At 69.3% G+C, this 25,735-nt stretch carries 18 protein-coding genes and 1 pseudogene; 8 read left to right on the plus strand and 11 right to left on the minus strand.

The annotated features are described in order from the left end of the window. Nucleotides 1-16: 16 nt before the first annotated feature. Nucleotides 17-628, minus strand: coding sequence for a TetR/AcrR family transcriptional regulator (locus ACFV6H_RS16570; protein ID WP_385542238.1), 612 nt, complete (start codon nucleotides 626-628; stop codon nucleotides 17-19). A 168-nt stretch (nucleotides 629-796) separates the two neighbouring features. Between ACFV6H_RS16570 and ACFV6H_RS16575 the strand changes: the two genes are divergently transcribed. Continuing rightward, nucleotides 797-1,669, plus strand: coding sequence for an NAD(P)-dependent oxidoreductase (locus tag ACFV6H_RS16575; protein WP_384782605.1), 873 nt, complete (start codon nucleotides 797-799; stop codon nucleotides 1,667-1,669). Between the two features lie 169 nt (nucleotides 1,670-1,838). Here ACFV6H_RS16575 and ACFV6H_RS16580 read toward each other — a convergent pair whose 3' ends face one another. Together ACFV6H_RS16580 and ACFV6H_RS16585 are read right to left on the minus strand one after the other, a co-directional pair. Beyond that, entirely contained in the window at nucleotides 1,839-3,263 is a 1,425-nt protein-coding gene (locus ACFV6H_RS16580) for a flavin monoamine oxidase family protein (protein ID WP_385542240.1), read from the minus strand. 734 nt (nucleotides 3,264-3,997) lie between these two features. Continuing rightward, nucleotides 3,998-5,173 carry an acyl-CoA dehydrogenase family protein gene (locus ACFV6H_RS16585; RefSeq protein WP_385542242.1) on the minus strand — a complete coding sequence of 392 codons (1,176 nt, stop codon included), beginning with the start codon at nucleotides 5,171-5,173 and terminating at the stop codon, nucleotides 3,998-4,000. A gap of 502 nt (nucleotides 5,174-5,675) precedes the next feature. Here ACFV6H_RS16585 and ACFV6H_RS16590 point away from each other — a divergent pair. Next, on the plus strand, nucleotides 5,676-8,783 hold the full coding sequence (locus ACFV6H_RS16590) for a discoidin domain-containing protein (RefSeq protein WP_385542244.1): 3,108 nt from the start codon (nucleotides 5,676-5,678) through the stop codon (nucleotides 8,781-8,783). 94 nt (nucleotides 8,784-8,877) lie between these two features. Here ACFV6H_RS16590 and ACFV6H_RS16595 read toward each other — a convergent pair whose 3' ends face one another. Both ACFV6H_RS16595 and ACFV6H_RS16600 read right to left on the minus strand, forming a co-directional pair. Further along, nucleotides 8,878-11,097, minus strand: a complete 2,220-nt coding sequence (locus ACFV6H_RS16595; RefSeq protein ID WP_385542246.1) for an NADP-dependent isocitrate dehydrogenase — start codon at nucleotides 11,095-11,097, stop codon at nucleotides 8,878-8,880. A gap of 113 nt (nucleotides 11,098-11,210) precedes the next feature. Next, nucleotides 11,211-12,479 (minus strand): LuxR C-terminal-related transcriptional regulator, encoded by a 1,269-nt coding sequence (locus tag ACFV6H_RS16600; protein ID WP_385542248.1) that lies wholly within the window; start codon nucleotides 12,477-12,479, stop codon nucleotides 11,211-11,213. 221 nt (nucleotides 12,480-12,700) lie between these two features. On the opposite strand from ACFV6H_RS16600, the gene ACFV6H_RS16605 reads away from it, so the two are divergent. From ACFV6H_RS16605 to ACFV6H_RS16620, 4 genes and pseudogenes are all read left to right on the plus strand, one after another. Continuing rightward, nucleotides 12,701-13,552 carry a hypothetical protein gene (locus tag ACFV6H_RS16605; RefSeq protein ID WP_385542250.1) on the plus strand — a complete coding sequence of 284 codons (852 nt, stop codon included), beginning with the start codon at nucleotides 12,701-12,703 and terminating at the stop codon, nucleotides 13,550-13,552. Then, nucleotides 13,536-14,354, plus strand: coding sequence for a hypothetical protein (locus ACFV6H_RS16610; protein WP_385542252.1), 819 nt, complete (start codon nucleotides 13,536-13,538; stop codon nucleotides 14,352-14,354). Before ACFV6H_RS16605 ends, ACFV6H_RS16610 begins: the two co-directional genes overlap by 17 nt. Further along, nucleotides 14,351-15,766, plus strand: coding sequence for a hypothetical protein (locus ACFV6H_RS16615; protein WP_385542254.1), 1,416 nt, complete (start codon nucleotides 14,351-14,353; stop codon nucleotides 15,764-15,766). The genes ACFV6H_RS16610 and ACFV6H_RS16615 overlap by 4 nt, the downstream gene beginning before the upstream one ends. Before the next feature lie 117 nt (nucleotides 15,767-15,883). Beyond that, nucleotides 15,884-17,799, plus strand: a pseudogene (locus ACFV6H_RS16620) (LamG-like jellyroll fold domain-containing protein). Nucleotides 17,800-17,887: 88 nt separating this feature from the next. On the opposite strand, the gene ACFV6H_RS16625 reads toward ACFV6H_RS16620, so the two are convergent. Continuing rightward, nucleotides 17,888-18,574 carry an HAD family hydrolase gene (locus tag ACFV6H_RS16625; protein WP_385542256.1) on the minus strand — a complete coding sequence of 229 codons (687 nt, stop codon included), beginning with the start codon at nucleotides 18,572-18,574 and terminating at the stop codon, nucleotides 17,888-17,890. Between the two features lie 199 nt (nucleotides 18,575-18,773). On the opposite strand from ACFV6H_RS16625, the gene ACFV6H_RS16630 reads away from it, so the two are divergent. After that, nucleotides 18,774-19,829, plus strand: a complete 1,056-nt coding sequence (locus tag ACFV6H_RS16630) for a lactonase family protein (RefSeq protein WP_385542258.1) — start codon at nucleotides 18,774-18,776, stop codon at nucleotides 19,827-19,829. 116 nt (nucleotides 19,830-19,945) lie between these two features. On the opposite strand, the gene ACFV6H_RS16635 is transcribed toward ACFV6H_RS16630, so the two are convergent. The 5 genes from ACFV6H_RS16635 to ACFV6H_RS16655 form a co-directional block, all read right to left on the minus strand. Further along, a complete protein-coding gene (locus tag ACFV6H_RS16635; RefSeq protein ID WP_384782583.1) occupies nucleotides 19,946-20,866 on the minus strand; it encodes a sirohydrochlorin chelatase in 921 nt (306 codons plus the stop codon). A 95-nt stretch (nucleotides 20,867-20,961) separates the two neighbouring features. After that, nucleotides 20,962-21,948 (minus strand): N-acetylglucosamine kinase, encoded by a 987-nt coding sequence (locus ACFV6H_RS16640; protein ID WP_384977905.1) that lies wholly within the window; start codon nucleotides 21,946-21,948, stop codon nucleotides 20,962-20,964. A gap of 64 nt (nucleotides 21,949-22,012) precedes the next feature. Further along, nucleotides 22,013-22,690: a uracil-DNA glycosylase gene (locus ACFV6H_RS16645; RefSeq protein WP_093603755.1), complete on the minus strand. Its 678-nt coding sequence runs from the start codon at nucleotides 22,688-22,690 to the stop codon at nucleotides 22,013-22,015. Nucleotides 22,691-22,840: 150 nt separating this feature from the next. Beyond that, nucleotides 22,841-23,926, minus strand: coding sequence for a WD40/YVTN/BNR-like repeat-containing protein (locus tag ACFV6H_RS16650; RefSeq protein WP_385542261.1), 1,086 nt, complete (start codon nucleotides 23,924-23,926; stop codon nucleotides 22,841-22,843). A 90-nt stretch (nucleotides 23,927-24,016) separates the two neighbouring features. Beyond that, on the minus strand, nucleotides 24,017-25,096 hold the full coding sequence (locus tag ACFV6H_RS16655; protein ID WP_385542263.1) for an NADH:flavin oxidoreductase/NADH oxidase: 1,080 nt from the start codon (nucleotides 25,094-25,096) through the stop codon (nucleotides 24,017-24,019). A 179-nt stretch (nucleotides 25,097-25,275) separates the two neighbouring features. Between ACFV6H_RS16655 and ACFV6H_RS16660 the strand changes: the two genes are divergently transcribed. Then, nucleotides 25,276-25,626 carry an ArsR/SmtB family transcription factor gene (locus ACFV6H_RS16660; protein ID WP_384977915.1) on the plus strand — a complete coding sequence of 117 codons (351 nt, stop codon included), beginning with the start codon at nucleotides 25,276-25,278 and terminating at the stop codon, nucleotides 25,624-25,626. The last annotated feature ends 109 nt before the right edge of the window (nucleotides 25,627-25,735 follow it).

The following is a 25,735-nucleotide window of genomic DNA, read 5'->3' on the forward strand; positions in this document are numbered from 1 at the left end:
GAGTTGTCCGCGCGGTCTACGAACGGGACCTGATCAACTGCGCCATGTGCCGCCCGGCGGTGAGCAGAGGCCGCTCGCTCCGGAAGACCTGGGAGGTCACCTCGGCGCCTTCCAGTGAAGCCAGTACGGTGCAGGCGAGATCCTCCGCCTCCTCCTCGCCGAAGCCGCACTCGCGGAACTTGACGGCCAGCACCTCCTGCCAGTTCCGCAGCGCCGCGTGGCACGCCTCCTGGATACGGGGCGTACGGCCGAGCGTCTCCAGGGCCGTCGCCGTGACCGGGCAGCCGTCGGTCCAGTCCGACTCGCGCAGGGCGGTGGCGAGCCGACGGGCGCAGTTCTCCACCGCGACGGCCGGATCGTCCGAGCTGTCGAGCCCGGCGCTCAGCGTGTCGGCGAACTCCTGCTCGCCGTGCCGGATCGCCGCGACGGCCAGCTCCTCCTTGCCGCCGGGGAAGAAGTGGTAGACGGAACCGAGTGTGGCTCCGGCCTCCCGGGCGATCAGTTTGATCCCCGTGCCTTCGTACCCCTGCCGCTGGAGGAGCCGCGACGCGGAGCGCACCACGCGCTCGCGCGTGCCGATGCCGGCCTCCGTGTCCCTGGCGCTCACACCCTGCGGCTTGGTCTCCATGTCATCAATCTACTTGATAGAGCGATCGTTCTGGAAGCCTGATACATTGTCACTTGATAGATCGCTCGTTCTAGTGAGTCGAGCTGGTCGCCTGCCGTCGCTCCATTCATCCCCATGCCTGAGCGGCGGCAGCGCGGCCCACACATGATGAATCAAGGAGAGCTCCAGATGAGCAAGCAGTCGGTAACGGTCATCGGTCTGGGCCCGATGGGCCAGGCCATGGTGAACACCTTCCTGGACAACGGCCACGAGGTGACCGTGTGGAACCGGACCGCCAGCAAGGCCGAGGCGCTCGTGGCCCGAGGTGCTGTACTGGCTCCCACCGTCGAGGACGCGCTGAGCGCCAACGAGCTGATCGTGCTCAGCCTGACGGACTATGACGCGGTGTACGCCATTCTTGAGCCGGTGACGGGTTCCCTGTCCGGCAAGGTCATCGCCAACCTCAGCTCCGACACCCCGGACAAGGCCCGCGAGGCGGCCAAGTGGGCCGCCAAGCACGGTGCGAAGCACCTCACCGGTGGTGTGCAGGTGCCGCCGCCGCTGATCGGCCAGCCCGGGTCCTCCACCTACTACAGCGGTCCCGAGGATGTCTTCAAGGCCCACGAGGAGACCCTGAAGGTCCTCACCAACGCGGACTACCGCGGCGAGGACGCGGGTCTCGCGGCCATGTACTACCAGGCCCAGATGACCATCTTCTGGACCACGATGCTGAGTTACTACCAGACCCTCGCGCTGGGCCAGGCCAACGGTGTCTCGGCGAAGGAACTGCTGCCCTACGCCACGATGATGACGTCGATGATGCCGCACTTCCTGGAGCTGTACGCCCAGCACGTCGACTCCGCGGACTACCCGGGCGACGTGGACCGGCTCGCGATGGGGGCGGCCAGTGTCGACCACGTCCTGCACACGCACCAGGACGCGGGCGTCAGCACCGTGCTGCCGGCCGCCGTCGCCGAGATCTTCAAGGCGGGCATGGAGAAGGGCTTCGCCGAGAACAGCTTCTCCAGCCTCATCGAGGTGCTCAAGAAGCCGGCGGTCTGAGACCACGGACACCGCGCCCGGGTCTCCGGGGGTGTTCCCCCCGGAGACCCGGCCCCAGGGCCTGTCCTTCGGATCTTGCCGGGCTCGTCCGGAAGGCAGGCCGACCTTGCCCTCAGTCCCTCACGAGATGCGCCTCACCCGGCTGTCGGCGAGATCCGGTGCAGGTCCGTCAGGCCAGTGCGGCGGCCTGCTGGGCCGCCCGGAAGCCGGACTCGATCGCTCCCTCGATGAACGCGCCGTGCCAGCCCTTCGCGATATCGGCACCCGCGAACACGATGCGGCCGTGCGGCTGTTCGATCGCGGGGAAGAGCTGAAGAAGCTGATTGGGCCGGCGCAGACCCCAGCCGCCCGCCGTGTACGGGTCCTTGGCCCACTCCATCGCCTGGTGGCGGAGGACCGTGGCACCGGGAAGGAACTGCTGGACGGCCGCCCGCACATCCGTGGAGTTGTTGACATTCAGCGACGGACCGGTGAAGCAGATGAACAACCGTCCGTCGGGAAGCTGCTGCTGCGGCACCATCATCAGGATCGGGGAGCCCTCGCCCGCCTGGGCGGCCGTCGCCGGGACGTTCCCCTGGACATGGACCCACATCTTGGTGGCGTGCGGTACACCGATGCCCTGGGTGGTGGCCTGGGTGTGCGCGGCGGGCAGTCCCGGGCTGAAGGTGATGTTCTTCCACACATTGGCGGGGGTGGCCACGACCACCACCGGCGAGACGAACTGGGCACCGGCGACGGTCTCGACCGTCACCAGTCCGTTCGACTCGGTCACCTTCTTGACCGGGGAGTTGAGACGTATGTCGGCCTGGGACTCATTGAGCATGGCCTGGAGCAGCGCGGTCATACCGCCCGTGGGCCGCAGGCTCATCGTGGTCGAGTAGGTGCCGTACGAGCCGCCGGAGAGCTGGATCCACTGGGCCATAGCGGTCAGGCCACCCCGGGTGCTGGGCCCGCCGGAGTACACGGATGTCTCGCTGTTGAGCCACTTCCGCTCGGTCGGCGAGAGCTGCATCTGTCCGAGCCGGTCGGCCAGCGAGAGCGGGTCCACGGACGCCAGCAGGTCCGAGCGGAACAGCGGTTCCTGGGGCCGTTCGAAGTAGTTCTCCGATCCCGCGTAGAACTCCCCCCAGAGCTGGCCGAGCGTCGCGAACGCGTCCTCGGGAGGCAGGACCTGGAACCCCTGGTCCCCGGGCAGCACCATCCGCTCCGCGACGACATCCTCGTAGGTGCTCCGGTTGTAGCGCTGGAGTTCCTTGTGAACCAGAGGCTGCTGAGGACCGAGCCAGCTCCCTCCGATCTCGACCTGTGCGCCGGCGAAGGTCCCGGTCCAGATCCGGCCACCGATCCGGTTCCGCGCTTCGAGTACGAGCGGCTTCAGGCCCTGAAGAGCGAGCTCTCTCGCCACGGTGCCGCCCGCGTACCCGGCGCCGATGACGATGGCGTCCACTACCGCGGCCTCCTTGGCCCGTGCCACACCGGCGGTGGCCGGGATGAGCGAGGTGGTCAGCGCGGTCGCGCCGGCCGCCTTGAGAAGACTGCGACGGTCGAACCGGCGCTGGGCCGGACCGTTGGATTCAGTGCCACGGAAAGACATGCGAAGTACTCCACTGATGTTGGTTGTCGGGTTTTCGCCATCGGGCGGAGGAACGCACACCGAATGAGGCGGGCGCGCGGCATCGACTGATGTCTGCTGTGCCGTGACCCGTCGGTCTGTGTGCGGTGCAGAGGCACACCGGAGAGAGCTGCGACAGCTCGTCGTCACGGTGTCTGTGGCCTATGTCTCGGCGCTCTGCGTGGATGGGCGGGTGCCGAATGAGTTCCGCTCCGTCATTCCCCCTGGAAACGGAGCGTAAGTCGGTGAGAAGCGGGCGTCACGTCATCGAGTGGAAGGCCGCACTGCCTTCGGACGGGATCGCCGCATGAGAAATGTTCATCTTTCACGCTTCCGGGGTGATCCCGGATCGGTCTGGTCATTGCTGTTCCCCCCGTGCACGGCTCGGCGCAAAACATCCTTGTTCTTTGCTCCGAAGCGTTGTTCAAGACTGTAAAGGGCGCCTGTCACCGAGTGGACTATGGCTGCTCATTGCCCGGTAATTATTCGCACATTCAGGTTTCGCGTGAATACTCTCTGGGAACACGACCGCACTCTCTGGGATCGGGGACGGCGATGCCGTCGCGCCATGTGTCCTGAATGCCCGACGGCAACACAAATGCCCCCGGTCGAAAGACCGGGGGCACTCATGGATCCGGGGGACCGGCAGTTGCGGCGCGGGGCCGGAATGGGAACGGGTCAAGCTCCGGAGACGGCGGCGCGTACGCCGACGGGCATCAGATGTACTCCGTACCCGGCTCCAGTCCGAGGAGTACTCGGCCATGTGCCTCCAGCGAACTGACGGGAGTCAGCAGACCGTGCAGCGAAAGGGCCGCGATATCCCGGTAGACGCGCTGGAACGCGTTGCCGCGGGCGATCGTCGAGGCGGAACTGATGTTGTACAGGACCTCGACCGCCTCCTTCGCCGTCTGTACGACATAACCGACCTGACCGCGGACGGCGGCCTTGGCCTCGACGGTCATCTTCTCGCCGGCGTCCTCCCGGTTCTGGATGCTCTCCAGCCAGACCCGCTGCAGCGCCTCGCACGCGGCGATCTTGTTGGCGGCCGTCGCCACCTGCACCTGGGTGTACGGATGCAGGCTCTGCTCCGTCCACTCCGTGTAGGTGATGCCCTTGCCGGGGAGCCGCTCGACGAAGAGGTCGAGCGCGGCCTTCGCCAGTCCGATGTACACCGGCGCGCAGGTCGCCAGGATGTAACTGATGAGGTTGTAGTTACGGCCGTTTATGTCCGCGTTCCAGCGGTCACGTGTCGACGCGTCATACACCGTCGCGTCCACCACACGGTGAGCCGGGACGAATACGTCCTTCACCGTGGAGGTGACACTTCCCGTTCCCGCCGCGCCGAAGGTGTACCAGTCGTCGGCGACCGAGACCTCCGAGATCGGCACGATCGCGAAGAGTTCCTCATGCTCTCCGTTCGGAAGCTCCGCCATGGCGGCGCATATGTTCCATTCGGCGCCGCGGACGCCGGTGTTGAAACGCCAGCTCCCATTCAGGATGTACCCGCCGTCGGTCGCCTTGAGCGTTCCCGACGGAGTGAAACCACCGGAGATCCGGACCGATCCGTTCGCGAAAATCTCTTCCTGTGCCTTGTCCGGATACAGGCTCGCGATCCAGGTGCTGGACATCCAGACCGACGCGACCCAGCCGGTCGAACCGCAACTGCGCGCGATCTCGGACAGGACCTCGGCCTGGTCGGCCGCCGGAAGGTCCAGTCCGCCGAAACGCTCCGGGACCGCGACGCGGAAGGCGCCCGCCTCCTTGAGCAGCTCGATACTTTCTTCCGTTATCCAGCGGTGGGACTCCGCGGCCTTGCTGTTCTCCCGCAGCGTGGGGGAGATTTTCCTGATGGCATCCAGCACCATCGCAAGGTTCCCCTGGGACGTGGTCATACTGCCTCCTCCAATCATCACAATGTGTAGATCGAGGTCAGCGATCCCTCGACAACTGCCGCGGGTCACCCTACCGGCGAGGTATGGGAGTTGCTTCCGTTCTCCGGTCATGCTCCGGTAATTGATCCTTCATCAGCCTCGCCGTCATTATCCGTTACCGAATGATGGAGGGCTGGTTGATTACTGGGGAAAGCGCTTCCTATTGACTGAATACATCGCGCCGTGGGACGCCGGGAGAATTTCCCCGTGAGGTGAATGCCCGGCCGCCGCGTCCGTCCGGCGGGCTCGTGCGGACCATGGCCGTGACGGCTTCGCATCCGGGTGTCGTGACAAGGGTTGACAGTGGTCGGTCGTTGGCGCACCCTCTCGGGAGAGCGCTCTCCGGTGGTACTTCCAGCCCCGGAGCGATGAGTCCGGAGCCACCGACAGCCACCCTTCGCGTGCCGTCGCTGACCGTGCCACGGCGTTGTGGTGGACAGGTACCACACCCGTGGAGATGTATATGAGCCTCCTGCCCTTCTTACGCGTACTGCGCGTACGCGGAAACGCCCGGCGCCGGAGACCCTTGGTCGCTCTGGCCGTCGCGCTGAGCCTCGCGACGGGCGGTGCCGTCGGGACCTCGACCGGCAGCGCGGAGGCCGCCGACACCTTGCTGTCGCAGGGCAAGGCCGTCACGACCTCCCCGACCGAGAACGCCGGCACTCCCGCCTCGGCCGCCGTCGACGGCGACGCCGGAACCCGCTGGTCCAGCGCCGCCGCCGATCCGCAGTGGCTTCAGATCGACCTCGGCGCCACCGCGTCCATCAGCTCCGTCGTCCTCAACTGGGAGACGGCGTACGCCACATCGTTCAAGATCCAGGTGTCGGGCGACGCCCAGAACTGGACCGACGTCTACTCCACGACGGCCGGGCCCGGTGGCAGCCAGACGCTCACCGTCAGCGGCTCCGGCCGCTATGTGCGGATGTACGGCACGGCCCGGGCCACCGGTTACGGCTACTCCCTCTGGGAGTTCCAGGTCTACGGTTCGGCCGGTGGCACCGGCGGCGGTCCCTCCGGAACGCCCATCTCCGCCTACAAGCAGGTGTCCGCCTCGACATGGGAGGGCGCCAACGCGCCCGCGGCGGCGCTGGACGGCCGTACGGACACCCGCTGGTCGAGCCAGTTCGCCGACAACCAGTGGCTCCAGGTGGATCTCGGCGGCCCGGCCACGATCAGCGGCATCGAGCTCAACTGGGAGTCCGCGTACGCCACGGGCTACCACATCGATGTATCCGACAACGGCTCCACCTGGTCCACGCTCTACACGACCACCACAGGCCGGGGCGGTGTCGAGAAGCTCGCCGTCACCGGCAAGGCCCGCTACGTACGGATGTACGGCACGGTCCGGGCCACCGGTTACGGCTTCTCGCTCTGGGAGTTCCAGGTCTTCGGATCCGTCGACGGCTCCTCCTCCACCGCGCCTCTGCTCTCAGGACCCACCAAGGCGCCCGCGACACTGAACCAGTTCGCGCTGTCCGCGCCCGCCGACCGGGCCATGATCACCAACACCCGCAGGCCCGCGTTCTCCTGGGCGCCCGTCCAGGGCGCCGTCCGCTACGAGCTCTGGCTCAATGTCACGCGTACCGACTACGACTTCACCGCCTCGGGCAATCTGCTCGACCTCTACACCAAGGTCGCCGAGCCCACCGGCACCACCTACACGCCGAGTTGGGACATCACCGACCGGTGGACCTACAAGTGGTTCGTCGTCGCGGTGAGCGGCTCCGGTACGAGGACCACCTCCAACATCCGTGCCTTCAGCGTCTATCTGCCCGAGATCGAGACAGTCAACGACGGTGTCGGTGTCATCAACGGCGCCCGCGACCTGAACAAGAACGGGGCCATCGAGCCGTACGAGGACTGGCGCCAGCCGGTCGACACCCGGGTCGCCGATCTCCTCGGCAGAATGACGCTTGAGGAGAAGGCCTTCCAGATGTTCTACAACGCCCAGTCGTACCCGAGGTCCGGCTGGCACTTCGGGCCGGCCCAGCCGGCCGATCTCCACGACATCCTGCTCTCCACGGCGGCCACCAGACTGGGAATCCCGCCGGTCTCCGCGGGTGACACCACCGCCGGCTACCAGACCACATACCCGCTGCAGAGCACGCTGGCCGCGGCCAGGAACCACGGCCTCGAATACCAACTCGCCGACATGCAGCGCAAGGAGCAGTTGGAGGTCGGCACACGCGGCACGCTCTCACCGCTCGCGGAGGTCGGCACCAAGGTGCTCTATCCCCGTATCCAGGAGGGCGGCGGCGAGAACGCCGATGCCGTGGCCGCCCAGCTCCGGGCCCTGGTGGCCGGCCTCCAGGGAGGACCGGAGCTCAATCCCGCCTCCGTCCTCGCGACCGTCAAACACTGGCCCGGCGAAGGCGCAGGCGGTGAGGCGGGCATCGTCTACGACGGAGTGACCATCAAGTACCACATGATCCCGTTCCGGGCGGCGATGGAGGCCGGCGCCGTCAACATCATGCCTGGGTACGCGGGCAGCTCCTATCTCGACCCGGGCGGTCCCGGCGCGGGCGACAGCGCCAAGATCCTCGCGTATCTGCGGCAGAACCTCGGCTACACAGGACTCATCACCACGGACTGGCTGCCTTCCGGCGCCTGGGTGAACGCGGCCAACGCCGGTTCCGATGTGATGGGCGGAGCCGACCCGGGCGCGACCGGTTTCACCATGGCGGACTTCCAGGCCCGGGTGCCGCTCGCCCGGATCAACGACGCGGTGACGCGGATCCTCCGGCTCAAGTTCCAGCTCGGTGTCTTCGAACGTCCCTACGGCGACCCGGTGAACGGTCCGTACCGTTTCCACCAGCCCAGCTATGCCGCGCTTGCCAACCAGGCATCGCGCGAGTCCAACACACTGCTCAAGAACAACGGTGTGCTCCCGGTCAGGCTCAACCGCGGTGACAACATCGTGGTCGCGGGCGCCCGCGCCACCGACGGAGCCGCGTGCTGCATCTGGTCCAGCTACTTCCATCCCAACTACGGTTCGCTGACCACACTGGAAGCCATCAGAGCCAGGGCCTCCACCGCCGGTGTCAACGTCTACCAGGACACCGGACCATCACCCAAACTCGCGGTGGTGGCCGTGGGCGAGCCCTCCTACACCCATGCCACCGCGTGGCCGAACACCCAGCCGTATCTGCCCGCCGACCAGCTCGCACTGATCCGGAGCTTCAAGGACCAGGGGATTCCGGTGGTCGTGGTGCTGACACTGCCGCGGCCGATCGTGATCAGCGAGTGGAACGGGCTGGCGGACGCCATCGTGGTCACCTACCGAGGCGGTGAGGAGGTGGGACCTGCCACAGCCTCCCTGCTCTTCGGCGACTACACGCCCAAGGGCAGACTTCCCTGGCAACTGCCCAGAAGCCTTGACCAGATCCTGAAGCCGGGCGGCGGTGATGTGCAGGCCGACGCGAACGAGAAGTGGGATCTTCCCTACGATCTCGGCGCCACGGACGCCGAACGCGCGGACATCCGGGCGAAGATCGACGCCGGCCAGCCGGTGCCGACGGCCTATGGAAACCCGCTCTATCCCTACGGCGCGGGCCTGTCCGGCTGGAACTAGCAGACGTAAGAAACACGAGAACACGGGACCGCCCCGGCCGGCATCGCTGCCGGCCGGGGCGGTCGTGCCCGTAGACCCGTACGTACGGTACGGCTCAGGCGAGCGTCGCGATCGCCTGGTTGAAGGTGGCCGACGGACGCATGACGGCCGAGGCCTTCGCCGCGTCGGGACGGTAGTAGCCACCGATGTCGACCGGCGAGCCCTGCACCGCGATCAGCTCGTCGACGATGGTCTGCTCCTGCTCGGCCAGCGTCTTGGCGAGAGCCGAGAACGCCTCCGCGAGCTGTGTGTCCTCGGTCTGCTTCGCCAGCTCCTGGGCCCAGTAGAGCGCCAGATAGAAGTGGCTGCCGCGGTTGTCGATACCGCCGAGGCGACGGCTCGGCGACTTGTCCTCGTTCAGGAAGGTCGCGGTCGCGCGGTCGAGCGTGTCGGCGAGGATCTGGGCCCGCGCGTTGCCCGTGGTCTGCGCGAGGTGCTCGAAGCTGACCGCGAGCGCGAGGAACTCGCCCAGGCTGTCCCACCGCAGATAGTTCTCCTTGACGAGCTGCTGCACATGCTTGGGCGCGGAGCCGCCGGCGCCGGTCTCGAACAGTCCGCCGCCGTTCATCAGCGGCACGACCGAGAGCATCTTCGCGCTCGTGCCGAGTTCGAGGATCGGGAAGAGGTCGGTCAGATAGTCACGCAGCACATTGCCGGTGACCGAGATCGTGTCCTCGCCGCGGCGGATGCGCTCCAGGGAGAACGCGATCGCGTCGACCGGCGCCATGATCTCGATCCGCAGGCCCTCGGTGTCGTGCTCGGCGAGATAGGTCCTGACCTTCGCGATCAGGCTCGCGTCGTGCGCGCGGCCCTCGTCCAGCCAGAACACCGCCGGGTCACCGGTCGCACGGGCGCGGGTGACGGCCAGCTTGACCCAGTCCTTGATGGGCAGGTCCTTGGTCTGGCACATACGCCAGATGTCACCGGCGCTGACCACATGCTCCAGTACGACATCGCCGTTGTCGTCCACGACGCGCACCGTGCCGGTGGCCGGGATCTCGAAGGTCTTGTCGTGGCTGCCGTACTCCTCGGCCTTCTGCGCCATCAGACCGACGTTCGACACCGAGCCCATGGTCGACGGGTCGTAGGCGCCATGGGCGCGGCAGTCGTCGATCACGACCTGGTAGATACCCGCGTAGCTGCTGTCAGGGATGACCGCGAGAGTGTCGGCCTCCTTGCCGTCGGGGCCCCACATATGACCGGAGGTGCGGATCATGGCCGGCATGGAGGCGTCCACGATGACATCGCTCGGTACATGCAGATTGGTGATGCCCCGGTCGGAGTCGACCATCGCCAGTGCCGGGCCCTCGGCCAGCTCGGCCTCGAAGGACGCCTTGATCTCCGCGCCCTCGGGCAGCGACTCCAGGCCCTTGAGGATGCCGCCGAGACCGTCGTTCGGGCTCAGACCGGCCGCGGCGAGCTTGTCGCCGTGCTCGGCGAACGTCTTCGGGAAGAAGGCCCTGACCACATGGCCGAAGATGATCGGGTCGGAGACCTTCATCATCGTGGCCTTCAGATGCACCGAGAACAGCACACCCTCGGCCTTGGCCCGGGCGACCTGCGCCGCGAGGAACTCACGCAGCACCGCCACCCGCATCACCGACGCGTCCACGACCTCGTCCGCCAGCACGGGCACCGACTCGCGCAGCACGGTGGTGGTCCCGTCGTCGCCCGCCAGCTCGATACGGAGCGAGCCGGCCCGGGCGATCACCGCGGACTTCTCGGTGGAGCGGAAGTCGTCGGCGTCCATCTGCGCGACATTCGTCTTCGAGTCGGCCGTCCAGGCGCCCATCCGGTGCGGATGCGCCTTGGCGTAGTTCTTGACGGACGCGGGAGCGCGGCGGTCGGAGTTGCCCTCGCGCAGCACCGGGTTGACGGCGCTGCCCTTGACCTTGTCGTACCGCGCGCGGACGTCCTTCTCCTCGTCGGTCTTCGGGTCGTCCGGATAGTCCGGCAGCGCGTAGCCCTGCTGCTGGAGCTCGGCGATCGCGGCCTTGAGCTGCGGGATCGACGCCGAGATGTTCGGCAGCTTGATGATGTTCGCCTCGGGAGTCCCGGCCAGCGCGCCCAGCTCGGCGAGCGTGTCATCGATTCGCCGGTCCTGGTCAAGACGCTCCGGGAAGCCGGCGATGATCCGCCCTGACAGCGAGATGTCACGGCTCTCGACGGTGACGCCGGCCGTCGACGCGTACGCCTCGATCACGGGCAAGAACGAATACGTCGCGAGGGCCGGGGCCTCGTCGGTGTGCGTATAGATGATGGTCGAGTCAGTCACCGGTCGCTCCGCTCCACGTCTGCAACATTGCTCGACATCAAGATATCTCGTGACCCACCACTGTTCGACAGGGCCCTGCCTCACGAGGGCGCGAACACGTCACGCCCGCCGCATCACGCCCGCCGCTCGTCCGGAGCGTCGTTGCGCATACGGCCGTCGGTGGTGAGGGGCGGATCGTCCAGTCGCGGCAGGTAGCAGCGCTGGAACAGCTCTCCGGTGAACTCGCGACGGCTCCGTACTCCCGCCTTGTCGAAGACCTTCCGCAGATGGTCCTGCACGGTGTACTCCCCGATGTGGAGCGAGTCGGCGACCTCGGCCGTCGAACGGCCGAGCAGTACATGCTGGGCGACCTGGCGCTCACGCGGAGTGAGACCGTACGCGTCGAGGACGATGGCGGTCAGTTCGCCCGGGCGGCTCGGCGCCAGCGAGACATAGGTGAGCGCCTCCGACCCCTCGCCCTCCGCCTTCTCGCGCCAGGCGCTGAGCGTGATCCAGTGGCCGGTACGGCTGATCGCGCGGGACTGCACCTGGACACCGAGGCCGGCGGAGCGGACCTTGTGGGTGAGCGCGTCGAGAGCGAACGGATACCGGTGCCCGGGAGCGGGATGGGCCTCCTGGACGAGGCTCAGCCAGCGCTCGGCGGTGGAGGTGCACAGCCGTATCCGCTGGTCGTCGTCGAGGATGAGCAGGCCGGCGGCGTCCGGTACGTCGTCACGGTCGATACCGCCGAGGAGGAGCGAGCGGCGCAGGGCCGTCGTGGCCGGTGCGCTGACGGAGGTGGCGAGGGCGACCTCGGCGGGAGTGAAGGGCCGCGAGCCGTCGGCGCGGCACAGTACGAACAGTCCCCAGGTACGGGAGCCGTCGCGCAGGAGTACACGTAATTCGTCCGAGAGTCCCGAGGGCCGGAGCACATCGCGGTAGTAGACGCTCTCCGCCACCCGGCCGGCCATGGAGTCGCTGAGCAGACTGACGGGCGTGGTACGGCGGGCGAGGGCGCGGATGTTGTCGACACCGGCCTGATCGGCGTGCTCGATCTCGAACAGGCGCGGCATCACACTCCGCGGAAATCCGTACTCGTGCAGACCTCCGGTGTCGAGGAGCGTCGCGGGATCGAGCATGACGGCGCACCAGATGTCGGCCGGGACGGCGGTGAGCAGGGCGTCGGCGGCGGCCTGGAGGACATCGAGCGCGCCGAGCGGTTCGGTGCCGCGCAGCCGGCGCGCGAGGGCGTCGGCCAGCGCGTCGCGGGCGGCGGGAGCGACCGCGGCGCCTCGGGTACCGGAACGGCCTGTACGACCGGAACGGCTGGAGGGACCGGAACGGCCGGTAGGACCGGATCCGGCGGTGTGGCGTTCGGGATCTGGGCGGGAAGCGGAAGTCACGCGAGCAGGCTAGGGCGACTCCCAGACATCTGGGATGGGAATGGCACAAAAGCCCGTCTAGTTTGGTACCTCCAACCGGGCGGCGTACGGGGGCAGTTGACGTAGCGCCTTCCGCGCGGGCGTGCGCGCCGGGGGGCGCGCGAGCAATGGGGGAGCCGCCGTACCGGTGCTCCATGAGGCGGAATGCCGGTGCGGCGGAACAATGACAACTGGGGGGTTTGATGACGATTCGACGACCGGGTCCGGTCATCAGGCACGGAAGACACCACGCACGACACCACGCACGCAGGACGGCACTCGCGGCGGTGTGTCTGGGCGGACTGGCGGCACTGACCGCCTGCGGTGGCGGTGGCGGGGACGCGTCCGGCGAACCGTCGGACAGCGGCTACACCATGACGGCGGAGCCGTCGCCCATGGAGACGACGGCGCAGGTCACGCCCTCCGTGACGGAGACATCCGCGCCGACCGAGGAGATCACCGAGGAGTCCTCGGACGACACCTCCTTCGAGGAGAACGACAGCGCGGACGAGACCTCCTCGGACAGCTCCGGCGAGCAGGACACGGCATCGGGAGTGCCGCGCGGCCAGTGGACGGGCACGGCGACCATCAGCGTCGACTTCGCCGATCCGGGCTGCGCGGAGGCATCGGAGTCCTACGAGCTGCCGGCGACGCTGCTCATCGACGATCCGGTCGGCGGAGAGGAGAACGGCTTCCATCTCTCCTGGGCGAGTGACAGCCAGACACCGGCGGGAGCGTTCGGTGTGACCTCCGCGCTCGACGGGACCGACACCGTGGACGGCGAACCGGTGGCCATCAGCTACTGGTCGCTCTCGGACGACGGGTCGGGCGACATCTCCGGAAGCCTCACCGATTCCGGCGCCGCCGAGGGAGCCGCGCTGAACCAGCTCTTCGTACCGAAGCCGATCCTCCCGTGCAGCCAGTACATGGTCTTCCCGTACGGCATGGCGACGGGCACCACGCTGGAGGGAATCGTGACCGAGGACTCGGCGTCGCTGACACTCAGCGGTACGTCGCTCGACGGGACCAGGAGCTTCAGTGTCGAATGGTCGTGAGGAGCCCGAGCGCTCCGAGGCGGTCACGGACGCAGACCGTGCGGGACGGGCCGAACCGCTGGACGTCTGGGCCGGACGGATCGCGGAGGCGGTCGCGCCGGACGAGATCTCCTTCGCCGGGCTCACGGCACGCGTATACGTCGAGGGCGGCCGGGGCCGCCGTGGCCTGCTGCGCTCCGCGCCTCCGGCGCCGGGCGGTGCCGGAGGCGAACTGGCCACGCTCCTGCCCGCCCTCTGGCACGCCCTCGCGGTGTCGTACGACCTGCTGGTGGCGGCCCTCGGCTCGCCGGTCGTCAGCAACGCGGTGTCGGGCGCGGCGCTGCTGCTGGCTCTGGAGGAACGACGGACATCCGGGGCCCGGGACGGGAATCCGGCGCAGGTGCGTGGCGCGGGTGGTACGCGCACGGCGGGTGGCGCGGACGGTATGGGCGCGGCTGATACGGCGGGCACGGCCGGTTCGGGCGCCGGGACGCCCTCCGGGCCCGGCTCGGGCGTCAGCTCCGCCGATCTCGCCGTTCTCGCCGGCGCCGTGGCCCAGGTGTCCCGCTGCCTCCAGGACGGCGGTACGCCACGTCACCAAGCCGATCTCGCCGCCGCCGAGGCCGTCGCGGCTCTGTACGAAGGCCGCGACGCGGGCGCCGGCGCCTTCCTCGGACTCCTGGCGGGCCACCGGCCACCGGGCGCGCCCGCGCCGATACCCACGAGCACGGCCGTATCTGCCGTCCTCCGTCTGCGGCGCCGACTGGCCACCAGGCTGTCGGGCCGTAGCTCCGGCTCCGGCATCCCAGCGAGCGGAGAGTGAAGCGGCCTCCCGCCTCCGGCGGGCCCGCGCTGCCTCCACCGCCCTGGCTGTGGCTGGTCATGGCGATGTATCTCTATCAGGTGCCCGGCAGTGTCACCTGGTGGCACGCACAGATCCTGGACCTCTGGACGGACCGGACATACGGCGCCGCCGTCGTCTCCAGTTCCGGGTTCGCCGCGCTGCGCGTGATGACGGTGAGCCAGGCGATGCCCTTCCTCGTCATGGCGTCCGGAGTGGCCACCGTCCTGCTGCCGCATCTGCGCGGCCGGTACACCGAGTGGCGCTACCACCTCGTCGATCCCGGTGGCGGCGCCGCGGACGGTCCGTCCTCCGCCGTACGTTCCGTACAGCGCCTGCTCGACCAGCACGCGCCGGGGACGACGCTCAAGCTCTCCCTCCGGGCCCGGGGCCCGTCGATCAGGGTGTACGCACGAGGCTGGCGCGGGCGCAGGGTCGCCGTGTCGCTCGGATTCCTCGCGCTCCGGCAGAGCGATCCCGACCGGGCCCGTGCGCTGCTGCTCCACGAGGCGAGACATCTCACCTGCGGCGAACATCTCATCACCGGTCTCGGCAGCCCTTTCACCCGTGTCGTCGGCGCCTGGCCCGTGCTGCTCCTGGTGTGCGGTGCCGGCCCGGTGGTCTGGCTGTTCCTGACACACGCGCCGACCTCCTCGATGATGGTTGTCCAACTGGCCGTCGTCGTCATGCGGCTGCCGCTGGTGCTGCTCCTGCCTGTCATCGCCCTGTGGTGCGCCGAGTTGGCGGCGGACCGGTACGCGGTGGCCGATGCCGGGCGGCGCACGGTGCTGGAGGCACTCGACGCCACCAGAGCCTCCGGGCCGCGCCGGATGCTCGGCAAGCTGTACCACCCGCCGAGCGCGCTGCGCAGGTGGTTCATCGAGCGGTCGCATCGGCCGGTGGCGCCGCTGCTGCTTCTGCTGGCCGGGCCGATCGCCCTGCTGCTGTACGCCGTGCTCGTGACGCCCTTCGGCGTCGTGAGCCTGATCGCCCTCGGCGACGCGCCGCTCACCGCGCTCGCCAGCGGGCTGGACCTGGCACACCGGGACCTTCTCTTCTGGCCCTGGTGGGCGGTCATCCTGACCGTGGTCCTGCTGTGGCCGCTCCTGGCGAAGCCATGGCTCCGACTGTGGGGCGCTCCTCAGGCCGTACCGTCCGCCCGCGAAGCCATACCGGACGCCCACCAGGCCGTACCGGACGCGCCGAGCCTGTCCCTGCCCGCGTCCCCGCCCGCACTTGACACCTCGTACCGCCGCCGGACGCACCTCATCGCCGCTCTGCTCCCGACCGTCGTCCTCGCCGTCGCGCTGCTGCCACGTACCGGCGCGGCCGAGCGCGATCCCGTGCTGCGGCCCGACTCCGCCACGAGCGCCACGGCGGAGACCGAGGACTGAGACGGTCCCGGCCATTCACGGGTTCTTCCTCCAGCCATTGCCGAACCGGCGCCGAAGTGCCCGCCGGCCCCGCGTAGTTTGCCCTCGGTCAATCGGACAAACTTCGCGGAGACGTACATGTGCAGTCCGCTTCATCAGCCCGACGGCGCCCTCCCGGCCGCCGCCTCCAGCCGCCGTCGCTTCCTCAGAGCCACCGGGCTGGCCGGCGCCGCGGCAGCCGCGGGATTCGCCGCCACCGCCACTCCGGCCGCTGCCGCGCCGACCTCGGTCCTGCCGGGCCACGGCACGTCCGGCAGCGTGGCGCCGTGGCGTCCCGATCCCGACAGCCCGCGCTTCACGCTTGTCGTCATGCCGGACACCCAGTACCTCTTCGACGGCGAGAGCATCCATCCGGCTCCGGTCGAGGCGTCGCTCCGGTACATCCTCGACCACGGGCGCGACGAGAACATCGTCTTCCTGTCGCATCTCGGCGATCTCACCGAGCACGGCCTGCCGGACGAATTCGGGCCGCTGAGCGAGACGTTCGCACTTCTCGACCGGCAGCGCGTCGGCTACAGCGTGGTCGCGGGAAACCATGACATCCCGTCCTCCACCGACGACCAGCGCGGCCGTACACCCTATCTGGACGCCTTCGGGCCGCAGCGGCTGCGCCGGCTGCCCACCTTCGGCGGAGCCACGCCCGACGGCTACAACACGTACCATCTCTTCCGCGCCGCGGGCCGGGAGTGGCTGGTGCTCGCACTCGACTGGCGGCCCTCGGCGGCCGGCCTCGCCTGGGCGCGGAAGGTCATCGCGGAGCATCCGAAGACGCCCGTCATCCTCACCACTCACGAGCTGGTGTACGCGAACGACGCGGGCGACGAGGCCGAGTTCTCCGACCACGGCCGGCATCTCTGGGACGAGCTGATCGCCGGGAACGACCAGATCTTCCTCACGCTCAACGGCCACTACTGGCCGGCCGCCCGCACCACGCGCCGCAACGCCGCGGGCCATGACGTCCATCTGCACATCACCAACTACCAGAACCGTTACTACGGCGGAAGCGCGATGATCCGCCTCTACCGCTTCGACCTCTCCAGGAACACCATCGACGTGGAGACCGTCTCACCGTGGATCCTCGGCAGGGCGGGCGAGCGGCTCAACGAGCTGGAGGCGAGGAGATCGAGCTGACCGGACCGGAGGACAGATTCTCCGTCGCACTCGACTTCGAGCAGCGGTTCGCGGGCTTCGCGCCCGTTCCCGCGCGCGGTCCGCGTCCCGCCGCGAAGATGCTGGTGCCCGGCACCGTCGCGTACTGGCGCTTCGACGGCCCGCACCAGGACGGCTCGTCGGCCGACGAGGCCCTGCGCGTCCCGGATCTGTCCGGCCACCGCAACGATCTGACCAGGGTCTCCGTAGCCGGCAGCGGCGCCGACGCACTGCGCTGGTCCGACAGCCACCATCCCGACCAGCCGGGCCACGGCAGCCTGTTCTTCGACGGCGGCAAGCCTCCGCTGCGGGGCGGCTATCTCCGTACCGCCGACGGCGCTCCGCTCAACTCGCACACCTTCCGGTCCGGTTACACCATCGAGGCCTTCTTCAGGATTCCCGCAGACTGGACCTCGGGACACAACGCCTGGTCCGCTCTGCTGAGCCGGCGCGGCTCGGTGGGCGCGCTGGGCGGCGGGAGCGACGGTGATCCGAACGAGCCCGTGGCCACGCTCTCCCTCTCCGACGGTCCGGGCACACAGTGGGCCGCGGCCCCGCTCAACCAGCCGTCGCTGGTCACCAACTGGGGTCATGAACTGGAGCGCGAGCGGTGGTGGCATGTCGCCGTCGTCAACGACCGACAGCACACCACGATGTATATCGACGGCTGCCCGGTCGCCCGTAATCCCGCCACCCGGACCACCGGACTCGCGACTCTCGGTCTGCCCTGGCTGCTCGGCGGCTACGAGTACGGCGGCACTCTCGACCAGCTCTTCTACGGCTGGGTCGGTGACATACGCGTCGTGGAACGCCCGCTGCCCGTACGCGACTTCATGAACGCCTGAACCGTCCGTCCGAGCCTCGATGTGGTCCGCCGACGGACGCGGGACCGCCCGCCGTGTGCTGCCTCGCGCGCGGCGGGCGTCTCCGGTGTCACCGGGCCCCGAAGAGCCAGGTGTACGCGGCCTGCGCCGTGAACTCGCGCTGCCCGCCCGGGAACAGCAGCCCTGCCGTGGCGAACTCCGGGTCGGCGGCGGTGGTCCGGACATAGGGAATCGCAATACAGCGCATTCCGGCGGCGTGTGCCGCGACCGCACCGGGACCGGCGTCCTCCAGGACCACACATCCCGCGGGCGCCGTGCCCAGTCGGCGCGCCGCCTCCAGGAAGACGTCCGGCCGCGGTTTGCCATGGGCGACCTCCTCCGCAGAGACCGTTGTGGTGAAGTACCCGTCCAGACCGGTGACGGTCAGGGCCATGTCGATGGCCGCGCGGGACGAGCCGGACGCCACGGCCATCGGTACGCCCTCGGTGTGCAGCCGCTCCACGAACTTCCGCATCTGCGGGAACACCTCCGTCGAGGTGCGGACCCGCTCCAGATAGAGCCGGTTCTTCTCGGCGAGCAGTTCATCGACCGGCGCGTCGATCCCGTACTCCTCGCGCAGCGCCGCCAAGGTCTCCCGGGTGCCGATCCCGATGAAGCGGGTGTGATGCTCCCAGGTGAAGCCGGTGACACCGTGCTGGGCCAGGACCTGTCGTCCGGCTTCGTAATAGTTCGGCTCGCTGTCCACGAGTGTTCCGTCGAGATCGAAGATGACCGCCGGTGTATACGAAGTACTCATGCGCTCCAGCATGCCAAGCCGCGCCCGCCATCGCTCATGGCTCCCGTCCCCAGGCGATCTCCGGCGATCGCCAGGTGATCCGCATGCGATCCCCAGGTGTTCCCGGGCCCGGATCCGGGGATTGGTCCAGACCGCCTGCTACCGTCGGCCGGGCATCAGCGGATCGGTCGTTGAGGTTCAGCCGAAGAGGGGACATATCGTGGGCGGCAGGAACGACGGGCGGGCCTTCATCGGGTCGTTCACTTCGGCGGGTGGCCGCGGCATCATCCACGCGGCCATGGACGCGGAGACCGGCGCGCTGACGGAACGAGGAGCGACCGACGCCGTCGCCGATCCTTCCTTCCTGGCGCTCTCGCCGGACGGTTCCGTGCTGTATGCGGTTTCCGAGACGGAGGAGGGCGCGGCGGCGGCCTTCACGGCACCCGACGGGACCGAGGCCCGGGTGCCGAGGCTGATCGGCGATCCCGTCCCTGTATGCGGTGCCAGTCCCACGCATCTCACGCTCGCCGGCGGCCATCTGCTGACCGCCAACTACGGCTCCGGCAGCGTCACGACTCTGCCGGTCGGCGGCGACGGCGGACTGCTGGCCGCCGCCGGAGTGCTCCAGCACGAGGGCCGGGGCCCGCATCCGGACCGGCAGCGCGGTCCGCACGCGCATCAGGTGGTGGCCGATCCGAGCGGGCGCTGGATCCTGGCCACCGACCTCGGCACCGACTCCGTACGGATCTCCGCCCTCGACACCGCATCCGGAGAGCTGACGGCGCACGGCGAGACGGCGCTGCGTCCCGGCACCGGGCCGCGCCATCTCGCCTTCCATCCGGCAGGCGGCCATGCCTATGTGCTGAACGAGCTGGAACCGACGCTCACCATCTGCCGCTGGGACGCGGAGAAGGGCCTACTCGAACCGGTCGGTGAGACTCCCGTCCTGCCCGACAGCGTGGAGGTCGCGAGCTATGCCTCGGAGGTGGTCGTGTCCCACGACGGACGGTTCGTCTGGGCCGCCAACCGAGGCCATGACAGCATCGCCGTCCTCGCGCTCGACGCCACATACGAGAAGGCGGAACTGGTCACCACCGTGCCCTGCGGTGGCCGCTGGCCGCGCGATCTGGCCCTCGATCCGACGGGCCGCCGTCTGTACGCCGCCAACGAGCACTCCGGTGATGTGACCTGGTTCGACATCGACCTGGCGACGGGCATCCCGGCCCGCGCGGGCTCCATCAAGGCGCCCGCCGCTTCCTGCGTGATCTTCGGCTGACCGGACCACCGGACCGAACGCGGAAGGGCCCGCGCCGGAGAGGTCCGGTGCGGGCCCTTTCCATGCGTACGGAGGACATGGCCGTCCCGTACACAAGGGCATCCGTCGGTGTGGTGTCAGTGCGTCGGTGATCCCTGCGGCTGCGCGGGAATGCCCAGCGCCGTCGTGTACTTCGACAGCACCAGCTTGCCGATCGCCGGATAGGCGCCCAGCGGTTCCGCGGCGGCGCAGTCGGCCTCCTTGAGCGCTGCTTCGAGCAGCCCTTCGGGCAGCTCGGGGCCGACCAGATACGGCGCGAGCGCGAGCTGCGTCGAACCGGATTCGCGCAGTTGCTCCGCGATCGCGGTGATCGAGCCCTCCTCGTCGAGCGCGGCGGCCATCACCGGTACGGCCAGACGCGCGGCCAGCAGCATTCCGGTGATCCCGGCGGTCTGGACCGCCTCCTGGCCGCCCACCGTGGCCAGGATGATGCCGTCGGCCGCCGTCGCGACCGTGAACAGCCGGGCGCGGTCCGCGCGGGCCAGCCCGGCCTCCGACAGACGTACATGCAGAGCCTCGGCGAGCAGCGGGTGCGGACCGAGGACATCCGTCAGCTCCGCGACGGCGCCGCTCTCCGCGACGGCCTCACGTATCCGCGAGACCAGTCCGCTGTCGGGACCGGCGAGCAGCGGTACGACAACGGCGGCGGGGCCTTCGGGCTCGGTGACCTCACGGCCCGCGGCCTTCGCCAGCTCATAGCGTTCGGTGCGCAGCGCGGCGGTTCCCGCCAGGACGCCCGCCAGCGCCGGGTACTCCTCGTCGTCACCGTCCAGGAAGCCGATGACGGCGTTGAGGCCGGGCAGCTCGGAACGGGCGATGCTGACGATCTCTTCGGCCAGACCGCGCACGGCGGCCGAGGGGGTGCCGGGAACGGCGAGAACAAGCGCGGGCGCACCTTCGGGAGCCGCCACCGGTTCGGGACGGCGGTGGCGCCCCGACTGACGGGGTCGCGGCATTCGTACAGGCAGGCCGGATGCGGGCCCAGTGGGGGTGCTCATGCCGTCGAATGCTACTGGTTTTGTGGGCGCGGCTGTTCGGGGAGGGGGCGCTCGTGAACCATCTGTCCTTATTTATCCGTTAGGTATTTTTCCGCTCATCTGTCCTGATGTGTCGGGACGTAGAGCAGCCGTGGATCGTACGGCAGCCGCAGCGAGTCCTTGGCGAGTTCCGCAGCGATCCGCAGCGCTCCGGTCAGCGGATCGGCCGCGGCGGAGACGGTGGTGGCATGCGGAAGCTGCTCGGCCAGCTCGGCCCGCAGCGGTACGAGCAGCGGGTCGCCGAGCTTGAACAGGCCACCGGTGAGGGCGACTTCGGGCGTCCCGGAGGCCGGACAGACCGCCGTGGCCGCCTCCGCGATATACCGCGCGGCGAGCGCGAGGATCTCCGCGGCGACCGGATCCGAGGCCGCGCAGCGGGCCACTTCCGGTGCGAACGAGGCGAGTACGGCGGGCCGGTCGGTACGTGGATAGAGCAGGCCCGGCAGCTCGCCCGCGGGCCCGAAAACCGCTTCCGTTCTGGACAGCAGTGCGGGTGAACCGCCTCGCCGTCCGTCGTGCGCGCGCATGGCCGCCTCCAGCCCGGCACGCCCGATCCAGGCACCGCCGCCGCAGTCGCCGAGGAGATGGCCCCAGCCGTCGGCGCGGTGCCAGCCCGTCAGATCCGTGCCGAGCGCGATCATGCCCGTACCGGCGGCGACGACGGCCCCGGGCCGCTGTCCGAGCGCGCCCGCATAGGCGGTGACCGCGTCCGCGGCGAGCGCCAGCCGCCGTACGCCGAGCGCACGCTCCAGCGCCGTGGGCAGTTCGGCCCGGAGCCCGCCGCCGAGCGTCGCCATCCCGGCCGCGCCGATCGCGACCGCGGACAGGGTGTCCGTACCGGCCCGGGCCAGCAGCGCCTCGACCGCGGGCAGCAGTTGGGCGAGCAGATGCCCGGGATCGATACCGGTGGGCCCGGTGCGGACCGGCTCGGCGGCGGCCGTGGTGCCGATCGTCCTGACTCCGGCCGACTGGCCGCCGGCCGTCGAACCGAGCGCGATCCGCAGCCCGGAGCCGCCCGAGTCCACGCCCAGCACCCAGCTCATCGCCGCTCCCCGGTCATGACCGCTGCCCGTTCATCGCGGCCTCCGCCTCATCGCGGCACCCGGCTCATGGAAGCTGCCAGTCCACCGGTTGCGCGCCCTGGCGGACCAGCAGATCGTTGGCCCGGCTGAACGGACGCGAGCCGAAGAAGCCGCGGTCCGCCGACATGGGCGACGGATGGGCCGACTCGATCGCCGGGAAGTCACCGAGGAGCGGTCGCAGATTGCGGGCGTCACGGCCCCAGAGGATGGACACCAGCGGCTTGCCACGGGCGACCAGCGCGCGGATGGCCTGCTCCGTCACCTCTTCCCAGCCCTTGCCACGATGGGCGGCGGGCTTGCGGGGCGCGGTGGTCAGCGCCCTGTTGAGCAGCAGGATGCCCTGCTGCGTCCAGGGCGTCAGATCGCCGTTGGAGGGCCTGGGCAGCCCAAGATCCGTATTCAGCTCCCGGAAGATGTTCTCCAGACTGCCGGGCAGAGGACGCACCTCGGGCGCGACGGAGAAGCTCAGTCCCACCGCGTGTCCCGGAGTCGGATAGGGATCCTGGCCGACGATCAGGACCCGTACCTCGTCAAAAGGCTGCTGGAAGGCCCGCAGCACATTCGGTCCGGCCGGCAGATAGGTGCGCCCGGCGGCGATCTCCGCCCGGAGGAAATCACCCATTTCGGTGATGCGTCCGGCCGCTGGGCCCAGTGCGTCCGCCCATCCGGGCTCGACAATCTCATTCAAAGGTCTTGCTGCCACGGAGGGCCACTCTACTGCCGCGAAGGGCACACCTCGGCACGCACCCGCCAACCCACCTTCGCCGCACGGCATTTGCCCACCACCTCACAACCCGCTCAGCCGGCTGTCCGGCTGTCGGAAGACCGTCCTGCTGTCACAAGTGTCCTGCTGTCACAGGAGGGCGGCCGCACGGACACAGAGCACATCCGGCAGATGCGAGGCGAGCTGCTGCCAGCTTTCTCCGTCGTCCGCGCTCGCGTACACCTCGCCATTGCGATTGCCGAAGTAGATTCCCGCGGGATCGGTGTCGTCCGTACACATCGCGTCCCGCAGCACCGTGCCGTAATGGTCGCCCTCGGGCAGTCCCGCCGACAGCGGCTCCCAGCTTCCTCCCGCGTCCTCCGTACGGAAGACCCGGCAGCGGCGTCCGGCGGGAACGCGGTCCGCGTCGGCGTTGATCGGGAAGACATAGGCCACATCCGCGCGGTGCGGATGGGCGACGACCGCGAAACCGAAGTCGGACGGCAGGCCCGAGCCGATGTCGCTCCACCGGCCGCCCGCGTCGTCGCTGCGGAACACACCCCAGTGGTTCTGGAGATACAGCCGGTCCGGATCGCCCGCGCCCTGCGCGATCTTGTGGACGCACTGCCCGAACTCCGGATGCGGATCGGGCAGGAAGACCGCCGACACGCCTTCATTGGACGGCGCCCAGCTCGCGCCGCCGTCCCGAGTGCGGAACACGCCCGCCGTGGAGACCGCGACCGTCACGGCGTCCGGATCCCGAGGATCCGTGATCACCGTGTGCACCGCCTCACCGCCGCCGCCCGGCACCCACTGCGAGCGGGTGGGATGCTCCCACAGCGGCCGGACCAGCTCGAAGGTCTCGCCGCCGTCGTCCGAGCGGAACAGCGCGGCGGGCTCCGTGCCCGCGTACACCACATCCGGCGCCTTCGGTCCCGCCGGATGGAGCTGCCACACCCGCTCCAGGGACGCGCCCGTGTCCTTGGGGAACTTCACCGCGGGCCGGCTCGGCTCGGTCCAGCTCGTCCCCAGATCGTCCGACCGGAACACGGACGGGCCCCAGTGCAGACTGTCGGCGCCCACCAGAAGCCGTGGCACCGCCCGGCGGGTGTCGATACCGATCGAGTACACCGCTTGCGCGTTGAAGTGCGGCCCTTCGAACTCCCATCGGCCGCCGCGCCTGCGGCCGAGGAAGAGCCCCTTGCGGGTGCCCACGGTCAGTAGCACGTCGGTCATCGCCGACACCTCCAGGACGTCGCTGTCACGGTACGGGCCAGTCTGCACCCGACCACTGACAATGGCGCCTGGGGTGAACGTCCGCGCAGGTCAGAAGGCCCGGTGATACTGCGGCGGGACAGCTGCGGAGGCGCCCAGCTCACCGGCGGCACGGCGGGCCCAGGACGGATCGCGCAGCAGCTCCCGGCCGAGCAGCACGGCGTCGGCCTCACCGTTGGCGACGATTTTCTCGGCCTGCTCGGCGTCCGTGATCAGTCCGACGGCCGCCACCGGCAGCGCGGTCTCCTTCCTGACCCGGGCCGCGAACGGTACCTGGTAGCCGGGACCGAGCGGGATGCGTACGCCCGAGGCATTGCCTCCGCTCGACACATCGAGCAGATCCACGCCGTGCGCCACCAGCTCGTCCGCGAGGCGCACCGTGTCGTCCACGGTCCAGCCGCCCTCGTCCAGCCAGTCGGTGGCGGAGATCCGGAAGAAGACCGGCAGCTCGTCCGGCCACTCGGCTCGTACGGCGTCGACGACCTCCAGGGCGAACCGCGCGCGGTTCTCGAAGGAGCCGCCGTAGGCGTCCGTACGCCGGTTGCTGTGCGGGGAGAGGAACTCGCCGATCAGATAGCCGTGCGCGCCATGCACCTCGACCACCTGGAAGCCCGCCTCCCGGGCCCGCCGCGTGGCCGCCGCGAACTGCCCGACGATCTCCTCGATCTGTTCCACGGACAGCTCCGCGGGCACCGGATGGCCGTCCTTGAAGGGCACCGCGCTCGGCGCCAGCGGCTGCCACCCGTTGGCCTCGGGACCGACCGGCTCGCCGCCCTTCCAGGGCCGGTCCGTAGACGCCTTGCGCCCGGCATGAGCGAGCTGGATTCCCGGAACTGTGCCCTGCGTGCCGAGGAAGCGCGTGATACGGCGGAACGCCTCGACCTGCGTATCGTTCCAGATCCCGAGGTCGGCGGGGCTGATCCGGCCCTCCGGGCTGACGGCCGTGGCCTCGGTGAGGATCAGCCCGGTGCCGCCGGCCGCGCGCGCCGCGAGATGCGCGAAATGCCAGTCGTTGGGGACTCCGGTGTCCGGGCCGGTCTCGTCCGCGGAGTACTGGCACATGGGTGCCATCCAGACCCGATTGGGGATGGTCAGCGACCGCAGGGTGTACGGCTCGAACAGTGCGCTCACGGTGGACTCCATTCATACGGCGAACTCGGGCGGCGACGGGCGCGGCCGGGCACAGCGGCCGGGCCCGCGCGTCGCGGCGCGGTCCCGGTGATGCTTACTACGATAGCCATCGTAGTAAGGCGACTGTCAAACTACGAAGCCTCTCGTACGATGAGACTCCCTGAAGGAGTGGAGCCGCTGTGACCGCCGCGACCAGTACCCGTGAACTCGCGCATCCCGAGCGCACGGAGATCCGTCTGGAGGATGTACTGCACGCGCTCGCCGACCCGCTGCGGCTGCGTGTCGTGCGCGAGCTCGCCGAGGCGGACCGTGAGCTGGCCTGCTCGCACTTCGAGCTGCCCGTCACCAAATCCACCACCACGCACCACTTCCGGGTACTGCGTGAGAACGGCGTGATCCGGCAGGACTACCGAGGTACGGCCAAGATGAACGGGCTGCGCAGGGAGGACCTGGACGCTCTCTTCCCGGGGCTGCTCGACAGCGTCCTGGAGGCCGCCGGCGCGCAGGCGAAGCGGCTCGGCGGCAGCTGATCCGGGCGGGCGCCCGTCCCCGGCGCGGTATGCGGTGCGATGAGCCGACAGGGTGCCGTACGGGGCCGGGCCGTGCGCGCCATGACAAGAGGCGCGGATTGCCTGATTA

It is taken from the genome of Streptomyces sp. NPDC059743 (assembly GCF_042732975.1).
Lineage (GTDB): Bacteria > Actinomycetota > Actinomycetes > Streptomycetales > Streptomycetaceae > Streptomyces.

Excerpts from the sequence above, each read along its gene's own strand:
- ACFV6H_RS16575 (WP_384782605.1), top strand. The coding sequence starts at position 797 with ATGAGCAAGCAGTCGGTAACGGTCATCGGTCTGGGCCCGATGGGCCAG.
- ACFV6H_RS16585 (WP_385542242.1), bottom strand. The coding sequence starts at position 5,173 with ATGACCACGTCCCAGGGGAACCTTGCGATGGTGCTGGATGCCATCAGG.
- ACFV6H_RS16640 (WP_384977905.1), bottom strand. The coding sequence starts at position 21,948 with ATGAGCTGGGTGCTGGGCGTGGACTCGGGCGGCTCCGGGCTGCGGATC.
- ACFV6H_RS16650 (WP_385542261.1), bottom strand. The coding sequence starts at position 23,926 with ATGACCGACGTGCTACTGACCGTGGGCACCCGCAAGGGGCTCTTCCTC.
- ACFV6H_RS16625 (WP_385542256.1), bottom strand. The coding sequence starts at position 18,574 with ATGAGTACTTCGTATACACCGGCGGTCATCTTCGATCTCGACGGAACA.
- ACFV6H_RS16590 (WP_385542244.1), top strand. The coding sequence starts at position 5,676 with ATGAGCCTCCTGCCCTTCTTACGCGTACTGCGCGTACGCGGAAACGCC.
- ACFV6H_RS16570 (WP_385542238.1), bottom strand. The coding sequence starts at position 628 with ATGGAGACCAAGCCGCAGGGTGTGAGCGCCAGGGACACGGAGGCCGGC.
- ACFV6H_RS16605 (WP_385542250.1), top strand. The coding sequence starts at position 12,701 with ATGACGATTCGACGACCGGGTCCGGTCATCAGGCACGGAAGACACCAC.
- ACFV6H_RS16635 (WP_384782583.1), bottom strand. The coding sequence starts at position 20,866 with ATGAGCACCCCCACTGGGCCCGCATCCGGCCTGCCTGTACGAATGCCG.
- ACFV6H_RS16580 (WP_385542240.1), bottom strand. The coding sequence starts at position 3,263 with ATGTCTTTCCGTGGCACTGAATCCAACGGTCCGGCCCAGCGCCGGTTC.